Raw genomic sequence first — 3,300 nt, 5'->3', positions numbered from 1 at the left:
GGTCAAATTTTATCACTTATCATGTGTGGTTTTGGAATTTTTGTTTATGCTATGCTTTATAAAAAATTTTCAAAGCTCTAATATAAGTGTTTAAAAAATATTAAAGTAAAAATCTGATAGCATTAGCTTTATCAATTAATACTAATATTTAAATTAGTATTAAGAAATGATAATTTATTTCAAATTTCTTAGGAGGGCTCATGACCGGGCTTATAGAAGGTTTTTTGGGAAAACGGTCGGACGACAAAAAAAGTCGCACTCCAGCCGCTTGGGATAGATGGCAAAGTATTACAGGATTTATTTTGGCCTGTTTTATATTGTGCCATATGGTTTTTACTTCTACTATACTACTTGGTAAAGACGCATTTAACGCTGTCGTAGGGTTTGCGGAGGCTAAATTTTTATTCGGCGAGGCCACGTGGTGGATCACTAACGTTATAGCCGCGGTAATATTCGCCGTTTTTATCGCTCACGCGTTTTTAGCGATGAGGAAATTTCCTGCAAACTATAGACAATACATTATGTTTAAAGGTCATAAGGACCGCATGAAACACCTTGATACTACGCTTTGGTGGTTTCAGTTTTTAACCGGTTTTGCTCTATTTTTCGCAGCCAGCGCGCACCTAGTGGATATAGTCTTTGGCGGACATATTACTGCAGATAATTCAGCTAAAAATTTCCATCAACTAGAAATTTTTTACTTCGCTTTACTTGTATTTATGGTCGTTCACGCTAGCGTGGGAATGTACCGCCTATACGTAAAATGGATAAGCATCGACGGAGTAAACAAACAAGAGATGTTCGCAAAAAGAAATAAAGCCAAAACTGCGATATTTGCGGTATTTGGAGTGCTCGCGGTCATCGCGCTGATCGCTGATTTCGTGTGGATCAGTCTTTAGGAAAAGGAGCTTTAAAAAATGAACGTAAAATATTATGATGCATTAGTTATCGGAGGCGGTCTAGCTGGGCTTCGAGCTGCCGTTGCCGCAGGAGAAAAAGGGCTAAGTACGGTAGTTTTAAGCCTAATCCCGGTTAAGCGCTCGCACTCTGCGGCTGCGCAAGGCGGTATGCAAGCCTCTTTGGGAAATTCAAAAATGAGCGAAGGCGACAACGAGGACGTACACTTTGCTGACACGGTAAAAGGTAGCGACTGGGGCTGCGATCAGCAAGTAGCACGTATGTTTTGTCAAACCGCGCCTAAGGCGATTCGCGAGCTAGCGGCTTGGGGCGTGCCTTGGACTCGTATAACAAAAGGCGAGAGAAGCGCTATCATCAACGCTCAAAAAACGACTATCGTAGAAAAAGAAGAGGTTCACGGACTCATCCACTCTCGCGACTTTGGCGGAACTAAAAAATGGAGAACATGCTTTACGGCCGACGCCACCGGACACACTATGCTTTTTGCCGTAGCAAACGAAGCTCTAAAACATAACGTCGAAATTCATGACAGAAAAGAAGCTATCGCGCTAATCCACGCAAACAACCGCTGTTACGGCGCGATCGTTCGCGATCTAGTTAACGGCGAGATCACTGCATACGTCGCAAAAGGTACGCTAATCGCTACGGGCGGCTACGGAAGAGTTTATAAACACACTACAAACGCCGTAGTTTGCGAGGGTATCGGCGCGGCCATCGCTCTTGAAACGGGAGTTGCGCAACTAGGAAATATGGAAGCGGTGCAGTTTCACCCGACTCCGATCGTTCCGAGCGGCATCTTGCTAACGGAAGGCTGCCGCGGCGACGGCGGAATTTTACGCGACGTGGACGGATATCGCTTTATGCCCGACTACGAGCCTGAGAAAAAAGAGCTAGCTAGCCGCGACGTCGTAAGCCGCCGCATCATGGAGCATATCCGCGCAGGCAAGGGCGTACCTAGCCCGTACGGATATCACGTTTGGCTAGATATCTCGATCCTAGGACGCGAGCATATCGAGAAAAACCTACGCGACGTTCAAGAAATTTGCGAAATCTTTAACGGCATCGATCCTGCCGACACCGAAGTATATGCCGACGAAAACGGTCGCCAGCGCGGTAAAGGCTGGGCGCCGATCCTTCCTATGCAGCACTACTCTATGGGCGGCATAAAAACCAAGCCTACAGGCGAGAGTCCGACGCTAGCGGGTCTATTTAGCGCCGGCGAGGCTGCTTGTTGGGATATGCACGGATTTAACCGTCTAGGCGGCAACTCCGTTTCTGAAACGGTCGTTGCAGGTATGATCGTTGGGGACTATTTTGCCGACTACTGCGGTAAACACGAGATTGAGATAAACACTAACGACATCGAAAAATTCGTTAAAAAAGAGGAAGACTATCTAAAGAGCCTTGTCGAAAAAGAGGGCAAATTTAACGTATTTGAGATCAAAAACAAGATGAAAGATATAATGTGGGAGCACGTGGCGATCTTTAGAACGGGCGAAGGTCTAGCCGTAGCTGTAAAAGAGCTAGAAGAGCTTTATAAACAATCTTTAGACGTCAAAGTCACAAACAAGGCGCTATTTGGCAACCCTGAGCTCGAGGAGGCCTACCGCGTACCAAAGATGCTAAAACTAGCTCTTTGTATCGCAAAAGGCGCGCTTGATCGCACCGAGAGCCGCGGAGCGCACTGCCGCGAGGACTATCCGAAACGCGACGACCTAAACTGGCTAAACAGAACTCTAACTAGCTGGAAAGAGGGCGATACACTACCGACTATCGTGTATGAGCCGCTTGATATTATGAAAATGGAAATTCCGCCGGCATTCCGCGGATACGGAGCTAAGGGTAACATCATCGAGCACCCGGACAGCGCCGTACGCCAAGCACAGGTCGATGAGATCCGCGCCAAAATGGAAGCCGAAGGCAAAGGCAGATACGAGATCCAAGAAGCGCTAATGCACTATGATCTTCAGCCTAAATATAAAGCACCAAACGAAAGAGCAGGAATAGGATATGAGTAGAAAAATAACCATAAAAGCATTTAAATATAATCCGTTAAGCAAAATTTCAAAGCCGCATTTTGCGACCTACGAGCTAGAGGAAACCGACGGCATGACGCTTTTTATAGCGTTAAATCAAATTCGCGAGAAATTTGACCCGGATCTTAGCTTTGACTTCGTTTGTCGTGCAGGTATCTGCGGCAGCTGCGGTATGTTAGTTAACGGTACGCCAAAGCTTGCTTGCCGTACGCTAACCAAAGACTATCCAAACGGCGTGATCGAGCTTATGCCTTTGCCGGTATTTAAGCTACTAAAAGACCTAAGCGTAGACACGGGCAACTGGATGAACGCGATGAGCAAACGCGTAGAGAGCTGGATCCACACC

General features: G+C 46.4%; 3 protein-coding genes. All 3 read left to right on the top strand.

The window, feature by feature from the left end; translation table 11 throughout:
• The first annotated feature begins 200 nt into the window (after positions 1-200).
• Positions 201-899 (top strand): fumarate reductase cytochrome b subunit, encoded by a 699-nt coding sequence (locus tag RYL88_RS12450; RefSeq protein WP_314991723.1) that lies wholly within the window; start codon positions 201-203, stop codon positions 897-899.
• 18 nt (positions 900-917) lie between these two features.
• A complete protein-coding gene (locus RYL88_RS12445) occupies positions 918-2,936 on the top strand; it encodes a fumarate reductase flavoprotein subunit (protein WP_314991721.1) in 2,019 nt (672 codons plus the stop codon).
• Positions 2,929-3,300 (top strand): 2Fe-2S iron-sulfur cluster-binding protein (locus tag RYL88_RS12440; protein ID WP_314991719.1); only part of this gene is annotated, 372 nt, incomplete at its 3' end. The genes RYL88_RS12445 and RYL88_RS12440, both read left to right, overlap by 8 nt.

It is taken from the genome of uncultured Campylobacter sp., assembly GCF_963517995.1.
In the GTDB taxonomy this organism is placed as follows: domain Bacteria; phylum Campylobacterota; class Campylobacteria; order Campylobacterales; family Campylobacteraceae; genus Campylobacter_A.
This window is presented reverse-complemented; position numbering and strand designations above follow the sequence as displayed.